The organism is Sphingobium sp. TKS (assembly GCF_001563265.1).
GTDB lineage: Bacteria > Pseudomonadota > Alphaproteobacteria > Sphingomonadales > Sphingomonadaceae > Sphingobium.
Window position 1 is genome coordinate 428,964 of the sequence record NZ_CP005084.1, and the last position, 15,848, is coordinate 444,811.

At 62.8% G+C, this 15,848-nt stretch carries 16 protein-coding genes and 1 pseudogene; 13 read left to right on the forward strand and 4 right to left on the reverse strand.

Features of this window, described 5'->3' with window-relative positions:
- The first annotated feature begins 34 nt into the window (after positions 1 to 34).
- From K426_RS22770 to K426_RS22800, 7 genes are all read left to right on the forward strand, one after another.
- Complete coding sequence (locus tag K426_RS22770; RefSeq protein WP_145907622.1) at positions 35 to 325, forward strand: hypothetical protein; 291 nt, start codon at positions 35 to 37, stop codon at positions 323 to 325.
- 28 nt (positions 326 to 353) lie between these two features.
- Positions 354 to 848: an Hsp20/alpha crystallin family protein gene (locus K426_RS22775; protein ID WP_066562662.1), complete on the forward strand. Its 495-nt coding sequence runs from the start codon at positions 354 to 356 to the stop codon at positions 846 to 848.
- Between the two features lie 47 nt (positions 849 to 895).
- Complete coding sequence (locus K426_RS22780) at positions 896 to 1,894, forward strand: efflux RND transporter periplasmic adaptor subunit (protein ID WP_066562663.1); 999 nt, start codon at positions 896 to 898, stop codon at positions 1,892 to 1,894.
- Positions 1,891 to 3,141: an ABC transporter permease gene (locus K426_RS22785; protein ID WP_066562664.1), complete on the forward strand. Its 1,251-nt coding sequence runs from the start codon at positions 1,891 to 1,893 to the stop codon at positions 3,139 to 3,141. The genes K426_RS22780 and K426_RS22785 overlap by 4 nt, the downstream gene beginning before the upstream one ends.
- Positions 3,138 to 3,830 carry an ABC transporter ATP-binding protein gene (locus K426_RS22790; RefSeq protein WP_066562669.1) on the forward strand — a complete coding sequence of 231 codons (693 nt, stop codon included), beginning with the start codon at positions 3,138 to 3,140 and terminating at the stop codon, positions 3,828 to 3,830. The genes K426_RS22785 and K426_RS22790 overlap by 4 nt, the downstream gene beginning before the upstream one ends.
- Before the next feature lie 184 nt (positions 3,831 to 4,014).
- Entirely contained in the window at positions 4,015 to 5,166 is a 1,152-nt protein-coding gene (locus K426_RS22795) for a cupin domain-containing protein (protein WP_066562675.1), read from the forward strand.
- A gap of 6 nt (positions 5,167 to 5,172) precedes the next feature.
- Entirely contained in the window at positions 5,173 to 5,721 is a 549-nt protein-coding gene (locus tag K426_RS22800; protein WP_066562676.1) for an rRNA large subunit pseudouridine synthase E, read from the forward strand.
- A gap of 7 nt (positions 5,722 to 5,728) precedes the next feature.
- Here K426_RS22800 and K426_RS22805 read toward each other — a convergent pair whose 3' ends face one another.
- The gene (locus tag K426_RS22805; protein WP_066562677.1) at positions 5,729 to 6,403 is read right to left on the reverse strand and encodes a spermidine synthase; all 675 of its coding nucleotides are present in this window, start codon (positions 6,401 to 6,403) and stop codon (positions 5,729 to 5,731) included.
- A gap of 80 nt (positions 6,404 to 6,483) precedes the next feature.
- Between K426_RS22805 and K426_RS22810 the strand changes: the two genes are divergently transcribed.
- Positions 6,484 to 6,936, forward strand: coding sequence for a hypothetical protein (locus K426_RS22810; RefSeq protein ID WP_066562679.1), 453 nt, complete (start codon positions 6,484 to 6,486; stop codon positions 6,934 to 6,936).
- Between the two features lie 47 nt (positions 6,937 to 6,983).
- Here the strand turns inward: K426_RS22810 and K426_RS22815 are convergent, their stop codons facing one another.
- On the reverse strand, positions 6,984 to 7,742 hold the full coding sequence (locus K426_RS22815) for an IclR family transcriptional regulator (protein WP_237230164.1): 759 nt from the start codon (positions 7,740 to 7,742) through the stop codon (positions 6,984 to 6,986).
- Between the two features lie 123 nt (positions 7,743 to 7,865).
- Here K426_RS22815 and K426_RS22820 point away from each other — a divergent pair, with 123 nt between their 5' ends.
- Entirely contained in the window at positions 7,866 to 8,807 is a 942-nt protein-coding gene (locus K426_RS22820; protein WP_066562681.1) for an acetaldehyde dehydrogenase (acetylating), read from the forward strand.
- Complete coding sequence (dmpG, locus tag K426_RS22825) at positions 8,804 to 9,823, forward strand: 4-hydroxy-2-oxovalerate aldolase (protein WP_066562682.1); 1,020 nt, start codon at positions 8,804 to 8,806, stop codon at positions 9,821 to 9,823. Before K426_RS22820 ends, dmpG begins: the two co-directional genes overlap by 4 nt.
- A gap of 216 nt (positions 9,824 to 10,039) precedes the next feature.
- Here the strand turns inward: dmpG and K426_RS22830 are convergent, their stop codons facing one another.
- Both K426_RS22830 and K426_RS22835 read right to left on the reverse strand, forming a co-directional pair.
- Complete coding sequence (locus K426_RS22830) at positions 10,040 to 11,089, reverse strand: tyrosine-protein phosphatase (RefSeq protein WP_066562683.1); 1,050 nt, start codon at positions 11,087 to 11,089, stop codon at positions 10,040 to 10,042.
- Between the two features lie 105 nt (positions 11,090 to 11,194).
- A complete protein-coding gene (locus tag K426_RS22835; protein WP_066562684.1) occupies positions 11,195 to 13,576 on the reverse strand; it encodes a TonB-dependent receptor in 2,382 nt (793 codons plus the stop codon).
- Positions 13,577 to 14,088: 512 nt separating this feature from the next.
- Here K426_RS22835 and K426_RS32645 point away from each other — a divergent pair.
- From K426_RS32645 to K426_RS22850, 3 genes and pseudogenes are all read left to right on the forward strand, one after another.
- Positions 14,089 to 14,325 (forward strand): annotated as a pseudogene (locus K426_RS32645) (transposase); the annotation flags it as partial.
- Positions 14,326 to 14,350: 25 nt separating this feature from the next.
- Entirely contained in the window at positions 14,351 to 14,626 is a 276-nt protein-coding gene (locus tag K426_RS22845; RefSeq protein ID WP_066562688.1) for a hypothetical protein, read from the forward strand.
- Between the two features lie 126 nt (positions 14,627 to 14,752).
- A complete protein-coding gene (locus tag K426_RS22850; protein WP_066563851.1) occupies positions 14,753 to 15,784 on the forward strand; it encodes an IS110 family transposase in 1,032 nt (343 codons plus the stop codon).
- Positions 15,785 to 15,848: the final 64 nt, after the last annotated feature.

Below are 15,848 nucleotides of genomic sequence, written 5' to 3' on the forward strand. Positions count from 1 at the left end.
GTCTGGTGAAGAGGTTCGCGTCATGCGTCGTTTCTTGAGTATCTTGAGTCTGGGGACTCTCATGATCGCCAATGTGGCGTCCGCGCAATCGGCTGCGGACCATGCCGCGCATCATCCCGCTGATGCCGCCGTGCCCGCCCCGCCCTCCGGCCCAAGGCATGACTGTCCGATGATGAAGGGCGGTGAAGACGGGCGACGATCGGATGGCATGGCCCCGTCAGGCCCGAATGGCGCCCCCGGACATATGGACGATTGCAAGGCCATGCACGCGCCGGACCATGGCGCAGAAATGCATCCGCCCGCGCCAGAAGCGGGCAGTAAGTAAATTTTGATCACGCATAAGGAGAAGGACAATGGCTGAATATCGCTCGCTGATACCCTTTGGCCGTGGCGGCCTGTTGCGCGGCGGCTTTGATCCCTTTGTCGATTTTCGCAAGGAAATGGACCGGCTGGTCGATGATTTCGGCCGAGGCTGGGCCGCCCCGCAGAGCGGCGACAGCAAGGGCTTCCTGATCCCCAAGGTCGACATCGCTGAAACGGACAAAGGGCTTGAACTGACCGCCGAACTGCCTGGCTTCGATGAAAAGGATGTATCGCTGGACATCCACGAAGGCATGCTGACGATCAAGGCCGAGCATAAGGAAGAGCGCGAGGAAAAGGACGAGAAGAAGCATTATCATCTGGTCGAACGCAGTCAGGGCAGCTTCCTGCGCCGTTTCGCCCTGCCGTTCGAGGCTGATGCCGACAAGGCGACCGCGCAGCTTCAGAAGGGACTGCTGAAAGTCACCGTGCCCCGTCTGGCGACCGAGCAGAAGAAGCCGAAGCAAATTCCGGTCGGCACGGCATAAAAATTCGCACCGCAGGCAATCGCCGCGCATGATGGTATAGCGGGGGAATGAAACGCATCACGCTCTGGCTGTTGCTGGCGGTGTTGCTGGCTGGCACGGCGGCTTATGCGCTGCTGGGCGGGCGAGCGCGCGAGGTGACGACCGCGACCGCCCGCATTGGTGAGGCGGTGGAACTCGTCTATGCCACCGGCTTTGTCGAGGCGGAGCATCCCGTGTCCGTCGCGGCGCGCCTGACGGCGCCAGTGCGGCAGGTGATGGTGGACGAAGGGGACCGGGTGCGGCGCGGCCAGCCGCTGATCCTGCTGGACGATGAGGAACAGCGCCACGCGCTGCAACAGGCGGGCGCGCAACGCCGGGTGGCGATGCAGGACGAGCGGCGCGTGGTCGCGCTGTTCGCCAAGGGCTGGGTCACGCGAGCGGCGCGCGATCAGGCGGTCGCGGCGGCGGACAGCGCCAGGGCAGCGGAGGAGAGCGCCGCCGCCCGGCTCGATCAGATGGCGGTGCGATCGGGCATGGATGGCATAGTGCTGCGCCGGGACGTGGAGCCGGGCGACCTTGCCGTGCCCAGCCGCACGCTGATGACGCTGGGCGATCCCGCCCGCATTCGCATCACCGCCACGATCGACGAGCGCGACGTGCCGCGCATCCATGCCGGCCAGGCCGGGCTCATGTCCAGCGACGCCTGGCCGGGCCGGGTGCTGCGCGGCCATGTGCGGGAGGTGACGCCGGGCGGCGACCCCGAACAGCGCGCCTTTCGCGCCCGGATCGTCACCGACGCGCCCATGACGCTGCCGCTCGGCCTGACGCTGGAGGTCAATATCGTGACGCGCCGGGTGGCCCAGGCGCTGCTGGTCCCGGCGACGGCGGTATATGATGGCCGGGTCTGGGTGGTGCGAGACAGGCGCGTCCATAGCCGGGCAGTCCGCACCGGCATCGTCGGCTCCAGCGATACGCAGATCCTTGCCGGCCTGTCGCGGGGCGACGCCGTCGTTGCCAAGCCGGACGACACGCTGCGCGAGAATGGGCGCGTGCGGGTTAAGAGATGAGCGGTCAATTCGGCCTGCTCGTCGCCATTGCGCTCCGCCATCTGGCCGGGCGCCGACGCCAGACATTGGTGGCGGTGAGCGGTGTCGCGGTCGGCGTCGGCTTTTTCCTGGCGGTGTCCGCGATGATGATCGGCAGCCAGAATGATTTCGTGAAGACACTGATCGACGCCGCCCCCCATATCGTCATTTCCGACGAGCTGCGCAGCCCCCCGCCCCAGCCGGGCATCCGCGCCTATCCCGGCGCTGCCGTCGACCTGCGCCATTACAAGGTGCGCAATGAGGTGCGGGGGCTGAAAGGCTGGCCCCAAATCCTGCGCGCCGTCGACGCCGAGCCGGGCGCTATCGGATCGCCCAGCCTGACCGGCGCCATCACCCTGCGCAGCGGCGGGCGGGAGGAAGCGCTGACCATCATCGGCGTCGACCCGGCCGTCGAGGAGAAGGTCAGCACCATCGAAGACAAGCTGCGCACGGGCCGCCTGCGCGACCTGGAAAGCACGCAGGGCGGCATCATCATCGGGGAGGAAATGGCCCAACGCCTGGGTCTCGCCATAGGCGACGTGGTGGGCGCGACCCCGGCTTCGGGCCAGAGCCGGTCGCTGCACATCGTCGGCCTGTTCAAGCGCGGCCAGAGCCAATTGGCCGCGACCGCAGGCTATGTGCTGCTAAGGGAGGCGCAATCGCTGCTGGGCCGCCCGTTCATCATCAACCGCATCGGCGTGCACTTGAACGACCCTTATGCCGCGCAGCCGATCAGCCGGCGGCTGGAGGCGCGCTTCTCCTACAAGGCGGAAAGCTGGCAGGAACGTTCCGCCGATTTCCTCTCCCTGCTCGTGACCCGCAACGTCATCATGTACAGTGTCGTGTCCGCGATCCTGCTGGTGGCCAGTTTCGGCATCTACACGGTCGTGTCGAACAGCATCACCGACAAGCGGCGCGACATCGCCATCATGCGCTCCATCGGCTTTTCGGAGCGCGACCTGCAACTGATCTTCGTGATGGAAGGGCTGGTGCTGGCGCTGATCGGCATCGTGGCGGGATGGCTGCTGGGCTATGGGCTGATGGCGATCCTCGGTTCGCTCGAATTCCCGATCGCGGGCGAAGACCGGCATCTGCCGCTCGATCGTTCCGCCCGGCAATATGCGATCGCCGCCGCCGCATCGCTGCTGGCCGGGACAGTCGCGGCCTGGCTGCCGGCGCGCAAGGCGGCGCGCGTCGATCCCGTCGACATATTGCGGGGCGCGATATGAGCGCGATCATGCAGGCCGAAGGATTGTCGCGCAGCCTGCCCGGTACGCCGCCGGTGACTCTGGTGACGGACGTGACCCTCGCCATCGAACCGGCCAGCTTCGTCGCCATTGTCGGGCCTTCGGGCTGCGGCAAATCCTCGCTGCTCTATCTGCTTGGGCTGCTCGACCGGCCGAACAGCGGCCATGTGCTCTTCGACGGGAAGGATATGAACCCCCTCAGCGGGGATCGGCGCGCCCATATCCGGCTGGCGAGCTTCGGCTTCGTGTTTCAGTTCCATTTCCTGCTGCAGGAATTCACCGCTCTGGAAAATGTCATGCTGCCGATGCAGCGCTTGGGTTTGTTGAACCGGGCACAGGCGCGGGACAAGGCGCAGAGCCTGCTGCAAGCCATGGGCCTTGGCGCCAAGAGCGGCAAGACGCCCGACCGGCTGTCGGGTGGCGAACGGCAGCGCGTCGCCATCGCCCGCGCCATCGCCAACGATCCGGCGCTGGTGCTGTGCGACGAGCCGACCGGCAATCTCGACAGCCAGAACAGCGCCCGCGTGGTGGAGCTGTTCCGCAGCCTCGCCCATGATCAGGGCCGCGCCGTAATTTGCGTGACCCATGACGCCGATGTCGCCGCCGCCGCCGATGTGCAGATTTCGATGCTGGATGGACGGATCAGCGAAACCAGCGTCCGGACGCGGTGACGAGAGCCAAAGACGCGACCATAATGCTGACCGTATATCGTACAGGCGGCCTTGAGACTGGCTGGAAACCAGTATGCGGCGTAAGCGCGTAAAGGGCTGGCACAGGACCGTTACGTTCATCCGCAGGGCCATCGGAATGTGGCGCGGTTTTGACAGTGGCCTTCCGGGGGCGCATGGGCGAGACATGAAAATCACCCATTTCGACCTTAACCTGTTCCTGCGCGACTATTGGCAGAAACGGCCCCTGCTGATCCGCAATCCGTGGAATGAATGGCGCAACCCGCTGGACCCGGATGAGCTGGCGGGCCTGGCCTGCGAAGAAGGTGTGGAATCACGCCTCATTACCCGCGACGCGGACCATCTGGCGATGGAAAGCGGCCCTCTGGCCGAAGAGCGTTTCGGTGAACTGGGGAGCGCCCCCTGCACGCTGCTGGTACAGGCGGTCGACCAGCATGCGCCCGAGGTCGCCGGGCTGATCGAACCGTTCCGTTTCGTGCCCGACTGGCGCATCGACGATGTGATGGTCAGCTATGCCACGGATGGCGGCGGCGTCGGGGCGCATTTTGACCAATATGACGTGTTTCTGGTGCAAGGCCTGGGCAAGCGGCGTTGGCGCGTGGGGCCGCGATGCGATTCTGCGACTCCGCTATTGCCGCATGACGATCTGCGCCTGATCGCGGATTTCGAGGCGACGGACGACTGGCTGCTCGAACCGGGCGACATCCTCTATGTTCCGCCCTGCTTCGCGCATGATGGCGTGGCGGTCGGAGACGACTGCATGACCTATTCGATCGGTTTTCGCGCCCCCTCTCGCGCCGAGCTGGTCGAGAATTGGTGCGAGCATCAGGTCGACGGCATGCTGGAGGAGGATCGCTATGCCGACCCCGACCTGAGCTTGCAGGCCAATCCCGGCGAGATCACCGCGCCCGCCATCGACCGGCTGCATGCGATGGTGATGGAGGCATTGTCCGACCGCGACGCCTTTGCGCGCTGGTTCGGCCTCTTCAACAGCCTGCCCAAATATCCCGAAACGGACTGGCGGCCGGAAGAGCCGATCGGGACGCAGGACGTACAGGCGTTGCTGGCCCACAGCGTGCCGCTCAGCCGCAATCCGGCGAGCCGTTTTTCCTTCATCCGGCAACAGGACGAGACGATCTTGCTGTTCGTGGACGGCCATTGCTTCGAAGGAACGGGCGAAACGGCGCTGCTGGCTGAACAGCTATGCGCGGAACGGGCCATGGTCGTGGATTCGCGGTTTGCCGAATCCGCCCCGGCCGTCGCGCTCATCGAAACGCTGATTGGCCAGGGCAGCCTGGCGTTCGATGGCGAGGATTGAGCCGCGATGACGCTGATCCTGTTCAACAAACCCTATGGCGTATTGTGCCAGTTCACCAACGAAAGCACTGGCCCGGCGCGTCCGACCCTGGCCGATTTCATTGACCGGCCCGGCGTCTACCCCGCCGGGCGGCTTGATCTCGACAGCGAAGGGCTGTTGTTGCTGACCGACGATGGCCGGTTGCAGGCGCGAATTTCCGATCCCCGCTTCAAGACGCCGAAGACCTATCTCGTGCAGGTCGAGGGCGATCCCGACGCAGCGGCGCTGGAGGCGTTGCGGCGGGGCGTGACGCTCAAGGACGGCCCGACCTTGCCTGCGCAGGTCGAGCGCATAGACGATCCGGCGCTGTGGCCGCGCGATCCCCCGGTGCGGTTCCGCAAGAGCGTGCCGGATTGCTGGCTGCGGCTGACGATCCGCGAGGGACGCAACCGGCAGGTCCGGCGGATGACGGCGGCGGTGGGCCATCCGACGCTGCGGCTGGTGCGGTGGCGCATCGGTGACTGGTCGCTCGAAGGCATTGCCCAGGGGCAATGGCGCGAAGCGGAAGCCGGTTAGGCGACCGTCATCCCCGCTTCTTGGCGAACCAGATGACGTGCCGTGGCCCCTTGCCATTGCTGCGGGCGCGCACGGCGACCTCATCGACAATCAGGCCGGCGCGGGCGAGACGACGCGTAAAGGCGGCATCCGGCGCAGCCGACCATATCGCCACTATGCCGCCGGGCTTGAGCGCCGCGATGGCCGCTGATATGCCCTGCGTCGAATAAAGGCGATCATTCGCCTGACGCACCAGCCCATCGGGCCCGTTGTCCACATCCAGAAGGATCGCGTCGTAAGTCCCGCTCCCCGCGCCGATCACATCGGCCACATCCGCCTGCACCAGGTGCACACGCGGATCATCAAGGCAGCCCGCCGCCAGCTCCGCCATCGGCCCCCGCGCCCAGTCGATAATCTCGGGCACCAGTTCAGCGACGGTGATCTGCCCGTTATCGTCCAGCGCGGCCAGCGCGGCGCGCAGCGTGAAACCCATGCCATAGCCGCCGATCAGCAGATGCGGCCGCGCCCGCCCGCGCAGTCGTTCGCAGGTGAGATTGGCCAGCGCCTCCTCCGATCCGCTCATCCGGCTGCTCATCAGCTCGTTGCGGTCGAGCACGATCATGAAGTCCCCGCCGCGTCGGTACAGGGTGAGTTCCGCGCCGCCGGGCACCTGAGCCGATCCAATAAATTCGCGAGCCTGCATATCACCTTCTCTCGGCCTGACGTCCGTTCGTCACCGGCGGGGGGTTTACGGCAAGGGAGCGCCGCGTCAAAGGAGGAAGCATGCGTTATTTCCTCGACACTGAATATAATGGCTTTGGCGGCGAACTCATCAGCCTTGCGCTCGTCCCCGAATATGGCGACCAGGACTTTTACGTCTCTCTCCCCCTGCCGGCGGAGATCCACCCGTGGGTGGAGAAAAACGTCATTCCCTATCTCCGCTTCGTGCCACCGGGCGTCGACCATCAGTTGAACCGTAACGATGCGGCGCTGCATCTGGAGGCCTATCTGGCGAGCGATCGCGATCCACAGATCGTAGCGGATTGGCCCGACGACATCGCTTATTTCTGTAGCCTTCTCGTGACCGGCCCGGGGGAGATGATCGACCTGGACGGGCTTCATCTGGAACTCATCAACGCGGCGGGATTCAGCGCGGCCGCCAATAGCAGGATGCCGCACAACGCCCTCCACGACGCCCATGCGCTCAAGAATTTCTATCTGAACCTGGCCGTCTGACCGGCTTGGCGCCATATCCGGATGGCTGACAGCTTTCCCAAAAGGCCTTAACTGAAAGCGACCTGCTCGATCTCCTGTGCCGTGGCCCGCAGCAGATCGATCACGTCCGCCTGCGAAATCCTGCTCGCCCTCACGGATTGCGATACGGAGATGGCGGCGTGCACCACACCGTCGGGCCTTCTGATCGGCACGGCGGCGCAAGTCAGATCCTCCGCAATTTCCCCATCGTCGATCGCATAACCCTGCCGCGCGACCAGATCGAGTTCGCTCGCCAATGCATCGGCGTCGACGATGGTGCGCGGCGTCAGGGCGACGAAAGGCCCGTTAGCAAGATAGGCATCCCGCTCCTCACGGGGAAGATTGGCCAGCAGCACCTTTCCCATTCCGGAACAATAGGCCTCCAACTGCATTCCGACCCGGGTGAACAGTCCCGCCGCGCCCTGACCGATTTTCAGGCGATAGGTGACCATCTCATTTTCCAGCGTCCCCAGTTGGACGATGGTCCGCACCCGGACCGCCAGACGATGCAGCGCCGGCGCGGCGACATTGACGATCAGTTGCTTTTCATCGAGCCGCTGCAAAAGCTGCAAAAGCCTGGCCCCCGCGACGTGCCGCCCGCGCCCGACCGGCGTCAGATAGCCCTCCTCGACCAGCGTCGTCACCTGGCGGTGCGCCGTCGCCACGGGAATATCCGCAGACCTCGCCAGCGCGGACACGCTGTTCTGCCCGCCGTCCGCGACGACCTTCTCCAGCATCGCCAATGTCCGCTTGAGCGAACTGATCTGCGGCGTCTTCTTTCTCATCATGTGAGATGATAGCGACTCCGCCCGGTAGCGCCAAGTCCAAAGCGCGCTTATTCTCCATGCCCAGAGGGATCGCCGCCCGCCGCGTTGGCAAAGGGCATTCCGTTACGAAAAGGCTGGAGGAATATGGCCAAGACCAAAGTTGCGATCATCGGGTCGGGCAATATCGGCACCGACCTGATGATAAAGATCATGCGTCTGTCGGAGACGCTGGAAATGGGCGCCTTCGTCGGCATCGATCCGGAATCCGATGGCCTCAAGCGCGCCGCGCGCATGGGCGTGCCCATCACGGCGGAGGGCATTGACGGCCTGATCGCGCTGGACGGGTTCAAGGACATCGCCATCATATTCGACGCGACGTCCGCCGGAGCGCACAAGCGTCACAACGAACTGCTCCAGGCCCATGGCAAGCGGGTGATCGACCTGACGCCTGCCGCCATCGGCCCCTACACCATTCCGCCCGTCAACGGCGAGACCAATCTCGACGCGTCGAACGTCAACATGGTGACCTGCGGCGGACAGGCGACCATCCCCATCGTCCACGCCGTCAACCGCGTGGCGAAGGTGCATTATGGCGAGATCGTCGCCTCCATCTCCTCGAAAAGCGCCGGTCCCGGCACCCGCGCCAATATCGACGAGTTCACCGAAACCACCAGCCAGGCGATCGTGGACGTGGGCGGCGCGACGCGGGGCAAGGCGATCATCATCCTCAACCCGGCCGAGCCACCGCTGATCATGCGCGACACCGTCTATTGCCTGTGCGAAGAGGCCAGTCAGGACGAAATCCGCGCCAGCATCGACCGCATGGTGGCCGAAGTGCAGACCTATGTGCCGGGTTACCGGCTGAAGCAGGCGGTGCAGTTCGAACATATCGGGTCGAACCGTCCGCTGCGCATTCCCGAGATGGATGGGGAATATACCGGCCTCAAGGTCAGCGTCTTCCTGGAGGTCGAAGGGGCCGCCCATTATTTGCCCGATTATGCCGGCAATCTCGACATCATGACCTCGGCTGCGCTGCGCACCGCCGAAAAGATCGCCGTCCGCATGCATGAAGGAGCCGCGGCATGACCTTCGATCCGACCCAGACCAAGCTCTATATCCAGGACGTCACGCTGCGCGACGGGATGCACGCCGTGCGGCATCAATATGGCATCGACCATGTGAAGAAGATCGCCAAGGCGCTGGACGACGCAAAAGTGGACGCCATTGAGGTCGCCCATGGCGACGGGCTCAGCGGATCGTCCTTCAACTATGGCTTCGGCGCGCACACGGATTATGAGTGGATCGCCGCTGTGGCGGAAGTGCTGGAGCATAGCGTGCTCACCACGCTGCTGCTGCCCGGCATCGGCACGGTCCACGATCTGAAGCATGCCTATGATCTGGGCGTGCGTTCGGTACGCATCGCGACCCATTGCACCGAGGCGGACGTTTCAAAACAGCATATCGAGGCGGCGCGCAACCTGGGCATGGATGTCTCAGGCTTCCTGATGATGAGCCATATGACCGACCCCGAAGCGCTGGCGCAACAGGCCAAGCTGATGGAAGATTATGGCGCGCATTGCGTCTATGTCACCGACAGCGGCGGCGCGCTCAATATGGAAGAATATGCGGCGCGGCTGCAGGCCTATGACCGGGTGTTGAAGCCCGAGACGCAGCGCGGCGTTCATGCCCACCACAATCTTTCGCTGGGCGTCGCCAATTCGATCGTCGCCGTGCAGAACGGCGCGATCCGCGTCGATGCCAGCCTGGCCGGCATGGGGGCGGGCGCCGGCAATGCGCCGCTGGAAGTGTTCATCGCCGCCGCCGACCGCTATGGCTGGAACCATGGCTGCGATCTCTATGCGCTGATGGACGCCGCCGAAGAGCTGGTCCGTCCGTTGCAGGACCGGCCCGTGCGCGTGGATCGCGAAACCCTGACGCTGGGCTATGCGGGCGTCTATTCCAGCTTCCTGCGCCATGCGGAAAAGGCGGCTCAGGACTATGGGCTCGACACACGCGCCATCCTGGCCGAAGTCGGGCGTCGCAAGATGGTCGGCGGCCAAGAAGATATGATCGTCGACGTCGCGCTGGACCTGCGGCGATAGTGAAGTGGAGGGCATGATGTGCTTAGGAGGTTGACATGCCCTTCCATCATGATTCTAATGCAAAGGCGGTTTGCACTTGCTCCAGCCAATCTCTGTTGTTTCCCGCGCTAATCGGAACATGAACGAGGGCCGGAATCTGGAACGCGAAAATCGCCCACGAACGGCTATTGGGTCGGATGCCGCGGCTACGCAACCGTCACGCCAAATATCCGCTCGCTACTCGAGGTAACCAGCTCGGAGAGATGCCAGGTCCAGCTTTGTTAAACCGATCTCTTGTTCGAGATAGTTTTCCACCGAACCCCATCGGCTATCGATCTCGTTAAATGCATGGCTGAGAAATGGGGTGCCGTCGGCGTCCTTCAGAGGCTGCGGTTTAGCCGCTGCCGGGTTCTGCTGATATTTCGCGAAAAACATGGCAACCGGATTGTTCGCCTGGGCGGCGGTGTCGATCTTGGGCATTTCCCATTCTGGCCGCCTGTAGGTGGTCGAGAGATGATAGTCGGCGACGATCGTATCGCGCGGAACGCCCAGGGCGGACAAAATCATTGCCGTGACGAAGCCGGTGCGGTCCTGTCCCGCCGAACAATTATAGGCGATGGCCCCCTTTCGGGCGAGCAGATCCTGGAAAATCAAACGCAATTGCGGCGCCATCATGGCCGGCATGTTACGATAGACACCCTGCCCATTTTTCGGTGCGCCGCCGCCAGTCAACGTCAGCATCGAATAGCCGACGGCCTGATAGGGCACAGCGTCGATACGGGTAGGGGCGATCACCCGCTCCTCGCTCGACCGCAAATCGACCAGGTTCGCGAGCTTGAGCGCGTGGATCTGCTGCACATCCGCGTCGGTCAGAAGCGGCTGACCGCCGGAACGATAGATCAGACCCCAGCGGACATGCTTGCCTTCGGCGGCCGGATAACCGCCAATGTCGCGGAAGTTCGATCCCTGTTGCAGGGGCAGCACGCGCTCCGCGACGCGCACCATATCGCCCGACTTGTGGCCCTTCAGCAGGAAATAGGCACGTTCGCCGGCTGCTACCTTCACCGTTTCCGTGCCGTCGCGATCCTCCTTGGACACCAATTTCGCATCGTTCGGCTTTGCGCCGGGATCATCGGAGAGAAAAATGTCGACAGGTTCCCGACCGGTCCAGCTGATCGTCAGAGTGTCTGGGGCCGTCCGCGTCACCAGCGGAGCCTCGACAGGCGCGGCATGGGCCGTGCTGACAAACAGCAGCGCGATCAGGGGCAAGGTGGTCTGAAGCTTCATGGGACGTTCCTCTTCGGAGCCTTTATCGGCAACCTTGGCGCAATATTGTGAAATCCAAATGGCGGAGGGGGACGATGGCGACCCAGCCCATCGTCCCCGCCCTCGTTAGAAGCGAAGATTGATCTCGCCGCCAAAGGTGCGTGGCTCGTTGAAGAAACCATTGAGGCCCGAGGTCGGGCTGAGCGCTTTGTAGAACAGATGCCGTTCGTTGAAGAGATTGCGTGCCCACAGCGCGAAGCTGACCTTCGCGTCCATACTGCCTGTCTCCACGTCGGCGATCGCGAGGCGGCCATTCACGATGAAGGCTTTTTCGCCGATCGGCTGATAGACATTCGATGCGCTGCCCGAACCGACATAGACCGGGTCGTTGGCATTGACATAGAAGCCCGAGTCATAATTGCCGTCCAGATGCGCGCGGATGGTGAAGCCGTTCATCGGTAGCTCGTAATCGATCGCGCCGCTGGCCGCATATTTGGGCGTATAGGTCTGATAGATCGGCACCACGGTCGGGCTGATGACGCCCGTCGCATTCGGATAGGGGTTCACCGTCGAGGGGATGCGGACATATTGATAGGCGTAGGAAGCCGACAGCGTCAGGCCCTCCAGCGGATTGACCGTCAGTTCCGCCTCGATGCCGTGCACGCCGCCCTCGCCCGGCGCGTTCACCGTCGACAGCGTGGTACGCGTCTGGCGCACGCCGCCGGTTTCATAAGGTCGGCTGAAGTCGACCTGGATATTTTTGTAGGTTCCGGCATAGGCGGCGATGTTAAAACGCCCGTGATTGTCGAAAAACTCAGTCTTCGCGCCAATTTCGAAGATGGACACCGATTCCGGGTTGAAAGGGTCATATTCCTGCGAGCGAGAATTGGCTCCACCTGATTTGTAGCCGGTTGACCATTTGCCGTAGACATGCATGTCCTGGCTGAGATCGATGGCGAGATTGACCATCGGGTCGACCCGCGACCAGCTGGCGTCCAGCCCGATCTCGCCGGACACGCCGTTGCGATTCACAGGCAGCGCGCCGTTCACGATCTCCAGCGCGCCATGCTTGCTGTCCCTGGTCCAGCGCAGGCCGCCGGTAAGGTGTACGGCGTCGTTCAGGATGTCGGGCGTCCAGGTCGCCTGGCCGAAGGCGCCGATGCTCTTCGTCGTGACATGGCTGGCGCGGTCGATCCGCTGCGCGGCGGGATCGAGCGAAAGGACCGTGTAGGCAGATCCAGCGGCGTTGGTGAACATGTTGGTGTTGTACGCCTGCGCATTGTCCGACACATGTTCGCGATAGTAGAGCGCGCCGGCGACGAACCTAACCCGGCCGACATCGCCGATCGCCTGCAATTCCTGGCTTCGCTGATTTTGCCAGAAATGCGCAAGGCTGTAGCGGGCAAACTGAAAGTTGGTGAAGCCGCCAGCAGCGTTCGCGGCCAACGACGCGGCGGGCGAGGACATGGAGGTCGAGGCGGACGCATTGTCAAATTGGCTCTGGCGCAACTTGCGATACGAGCTGATCGACTTCAGCGTCAGTTCGGGCACGGCCTGCCATTCAAGCGTCAGGCGATGGCCGTGCACATTGCCAACGCTCGGCTGCAACGGCACGCCGACATTGGCGGTACGCACGCGATCAGGCTGGACGGTGGCGATCGCAGCGCGCGTGTTGGTACCGGGCGCGACCAGGTTGAGGTAGAGCGAGGTCGATTCATCCTTCGAGATGTCGAAGGAATAGTCAGCGCTGAAATCGGACGAGGGCTTCCAGAGCGCTTCGACATGCAGGCCGCGCTTGTCATATTGGTTGAAGCCATCGGCGCCGGAGAGCGGGTTTTTCACCAGCGGGTCGCGATGTGCGACCACGCCGTCGATCTTGACCGCGATATCGTTGAACGACGGCAGATCCAGATGCATCTCGCCCTTATAGGCGCCGAAATTGCCGATGCCGCCCGTGGCGTTCATGTGCAGTTCGCCGCTCGGCTTCCTGGTGATGATATTGACGGCGCCGCCTTCGGTGTTGCGTCCGAACAGGGTGCCTTGGGGGCCCTTCAACACTTCGACATTCTCGATGTCGAACAGCGCCGTGCCCAGACCCTGGGCGCGGCCCAGATAGACGCCGTCGATATAGACGCCGACGCCCTGATCGCGCGCAGGCTGGTTGGCGTCCGACAGCACGCCGATGCCCCGGATGTTCACGACCAGCGCGGAACTGCGTGAGTAGAAGGGCGCGATCTTCAGGGAGGGAATGGAGCCATCGCCCAGGTCGACAAGTGACGTGACATGGCGGTTGATCAAGTCCTCTCCCCGCATCACGGAGATGGAGATCGGGGTGGCTTGGAGACTTTCGGGACGCTTCTGGGCGGTGACGACAACCATCGCAAGGCCGCTGTCATCCAGTGACGCGTCGGCCGCGACAGCGTCAGCGGCACCCGCATGCGTTGTGCTCAAGGCGACGAATATGAGGCTGGAGGCCGTCAAGGCCACCCGGCTGCGCATGCTGATCATGATTTTCCCCTTGGATCGAACCTGTCTCTTCGGACCGGTCTCGCAGCGTCACTAGGGAAGCGATGTTGCAACTGCACGAATGATCGGTGACTCTTTTGCGATGCTTCTGCTGAACTTTTAAGACTGGGTATGTCCAGCTGGGCCATCGCCTGTTGAGCAGCGCATCCCGATTGGGGGAGGGCTGCTTTCGGGAACGCGAGGTGCGCTTGGTTTACGTCACGCTGCTTTATGATCAACTGTGCTCAGGCCCACATTTCCAGGTCGTTAACGGGCTGGGGCATGCCAATGCCTCAATGGCGCCCTTCGATTTCGTTTCTGGCGGCCTCTGTCATGGGGACTGTCATGAATGCGCTGCGGGTCAGCTTCCGAAGCGCTGCCGCTTGATCGATAGCGTCCAGCCTGGCAAAGTCGAAAGGCTCGCCCATTTCATCCAAACTGTCACCAGCGGTCATGTCGACATCGCCTATGTCAATCAGGGCTATAGCTGGGACCGTGCCGCCGATGCCGCAGCGACGCACGGTATCATGCTGGAGGTCGTCAAGCTGCCCGAAGCCAATCACGGCTTCGTCCTCTTGCCACGTCGTTGGGTTGTCGAGCGGTCATTCGCATGGGCGACCCGCTTTCGGCGCCTCGTCAAAGACTATGAGCGTTATGCCCAAATGCTCGCCGGACTGCACCTCACCGCCTTCGCCCGCATCATGATGGAACAGGCGGCCACAATCGCCTCTCATCCAAGAAGTAATCGCTGACATCGACGGCGACGCATCCGAGATCATGTTGCTGATCCATTGGGCGGGCGGCGTCCATACCGAGGTACGACTGCCCAAGCGCTGCAAGGGACAGCGTAACAGCGCCCCGGCCGACGTCATTGTCGTCGTGCGCCAACTCGTGCTCATCGCCAATGACGAGCTGATCGATGGGATACTCAACCGGAACGGGCTGATGACCGGGCACGGCAACCGCTGGACGCGTGAACGGGTCACCGCGCTATCCACCTGGTGGAAAGCTGGGTGTCACGTCACTCTGGTCTCGACCCATGCACGAACATGACGTAATCGCGGGAGCGCCGGCCGTTGGCCAGATGCACGGGATTACTGGAAGGTTGGTTGCCCCCCGATAAGATGAAGAATGGGCTCACGATTTTGGACCGGGCCCAGCATCATATGGAGGACAACCGTGGATCAGCATATAGGACTCGACGTCTCCCTGAAAGACACTTCAGTATCGGTTCGTCAGGACGGCAAGCGCATTTGGCGTGGCAAGTGTGCATCCGACCCGAAGCTTCTCGCAGAAGTGATCCGAAAGCGCGCACCGAATGCAAAGCGCGTGGTATTTGAGACCGGACCTTTGTCGGTATGGTTTTTCCATGCCCTCACTGCGGAAGGTCTGCCGGCGATCTGTATAGATGCGCGCCATGCCAAGGCCGCTCTCGATATGGCTGCCAACAAGACCGATGCGAACGACGCTGACGGCCTGGCCCATCTGGCTGAAGTTGGTTTCTATAGGGAGGTCCGCGTCAAAGGCTTCGACAGCATGTTGATGAGGACGCTGATCGCCGCCCGCCGTCAACTCATGAAGATGAGGGTGCAGATGTCGAACCAGATACGTGGGCTGATGAAGACGTTTGGGCTGGTAGTGCCCAAAGGCGCCGGCAGCGTCTTCGACCGCAATATAATTTCGCTTTTGGAAGGCGAGGACAATTTGGCACGCATCATCTTACCTCTACTTAAAGCCTGGGGAGATATCCGGCTTCGCGTTGCGGAATTGACCAAGCAACTGGTTGCGATGGCCGGCGCGGATCAACGTTGCCGCCTGCTCACGTCCGTGCCTGGTGTGGGTACGGTCACTGCCACGGCCTTCGCAGCAGCAGTGGAGGATTCGATCAACTTCAAAAACTCGCGCGCTGTAGGCGCCTGGGTCGGTCTGACCCCAAAGCGGTATCAATCGGGAGAGGTGGATTATGAAGGTCATATCTCCCGTCGCGGCGACGCTAAGTTACGCACCCTCTTGTACGAGGCAGCCTCGGTCATTTTGAACAGGTCGACAGAGACGAACGCATTGCGTACCTGGGCCCTGGCGCTGAAGGAGCGGCTTGGTTTCAAACGAGCTGCAGTCGCGCTCGCGCGCAAACTGGCGGTAATCATGCACGCAATGCTGAAGACAGGCGAGCTGTTTGATCCAAATGCTGGAGCCGCCGCGCCAACTTGATGAACGACGGCACATTGTCACCAGCGCATCTAAAGTTTACCGATAGCGTCCTTTGAGGACGCGC

Excerpts from the sequence above, each read along its gene's own strand:
- K426_RS22775 (WP_066562662.1), top strand. The coding sequence starts at position 354 with ATGGCTGAATATCGCTCGCTGATACCCTTTGGCCGTGGCGGCCTGTTG.
- K426_RS22780 (WP_066562663.1), top strand. The coding sequence starts at position 896 with ATGAAACGCATCACGCTCTGGCTGTTGCTGGCGGTGTTGCTGGCTGGC.
- K426_RS22785 (WP_066562664.1), top strand. The coding sequence starts at position 1,891 with ATGAGCGGTCAATTCGGCCTGCTCGTCGCCATTGCGCTCCGCCATCTG.
- K426_RS22790 (WP_066562669.1), top strand. The coding sequence starts at position 3,138 with ATGAGCGCGATCATGCAGGCCGAAGGATTGTCGCGCAGCCTGCCCGGT.
- K426_RS22795 (WP_066562675.1), top strand. The coding sequence starts at position 4,015 with ATGAAAATCACCCATTTCGACCTTAACCTGTTCCTGCGCGACTATTGG.
- K426_RS22800 (WP_066562676.1), top strand. The coding sequence starts at position 5,173 with ATGACGCTGATCCTGTTCAACAAACCCTATGGCGTATTGTGCCAGTTC.
- K426_RS22805 (WP_066562677.1), bottom strand. The coding sequence starts at position 6,403 with ATGCAGGCTCGCGAATTTATTGGATCGGCTCAGGTGCCCGGCGGCGCG.
- K426_RS22810 (WP_066562679.1), top strand. The coding sequence starts at position 6,484 with ATGCGTTATTTCCTCGACACTGAATATAATGGCTTTGGCGGCGAACTC.
- K426_RS22815 (WP_237230164.1), bottom strand. The coding sequence starts at position 7,742 with ATGATGAGAAAGAAGACGCCGCAGATCAGTTCGCTCAAGCGGACATTG.
- K426_RS22820 (WP_066562681.1), top strand. The coding sequence starts at position 7,866 with ATGGCCAAGACCAAAGTTGCGATCATCGGGTCGGGCAATATCGGCACC.
- dmpG (WP_066562682.1), top strand. The coding sequence starts at position 8,804 with ATGACCTTCGATCCGACCCAGACCAAGCTCTATATCCAGGACGTCACG.
- K426_RS22830 (WP_066562683.1), bottom strand. The coding sequence starts at position 11,089 with ATGAAGCTTCAGACCACCTTGCCCCTGATCGCGCTGCTGTTTGTCAGC.
- K426_RS22835 (WP_066562684.1), bottom strand. The coding sequence starts at position 13,576 with ATGATCAGCATGCGCAGCCGGGTGGCCTTGACGGCCTCCAGCCTCATA.
- K426_RS22845 (WP_066562688.1), top strand. The coding sequence starts at position 14,351 with ATGTTGCTGATCCATTGGGCGGGCGGCGTCCATACCGAGGTACGACTG.